This window comes from Geobacillus sp. BMUD, assembly GCF_013096845.1.
Taxonomy (GTDB): domain Bacteria; phylum Bacillota; class Bacilli; order Bacillales; family Anoxybacillaceae; genus Geobacillus; species Geobacillus vulcani.
In genome coordinates, this window is record NZ_SDLA01000071.1 from 1 (window position 1) to 432 (window position 432).

Below are 432 nucleotides of genomic sequence, written 5' to 3' on the forward strand. Positions count from 1 at the left end.
GAAAACGAACAATCCCCATGCGCTCAACAGCAACATTACTGCCACGCAGACGGTCAGAATACGCGCCGTTTTCAGCGCCGCCGAAAGCCAGCCATTCAGCCGTTTTTGTAGCTCCGGATAGTTACGCTGAGTATGTGGCGAGAGGGTGATGGTTTTCGCCAGCCAGCGGGAAAACATACCGGAAACAAACGCTGCGATACCAATAATCGCCAGGCTGCGCACCGTTGCACCCATCATAAATTTCAGGCTGTTGCCCGGATCGAACAACGAAAAGAAAAACAGCACGATAAAATAGGCGCTTGCCAGCCAGTGCCACACCAGCGCAAAGGCGCGGATAAACAGGCTGAAAAAGGCCAGCGAATGCTCCGCAAAGTTGAGCAAATGCTGGGTAATCTCTTTTTTATTACGAAAGATCAGGTACAACGCCCAGAC

The 432-nt window shown here is 51.6% G+C and carries 1 protein-coding gene; it reads right to left on the reverse strand.

The features are described 5' to 3' along the window. Window positions 1-432 (reverse strand): hypothetical protein (locus tag ETC05_RS17450; RefSeq protein ID WP_216366555.1); only part of this gene is annotated, 432 nt, incomplete at both ends.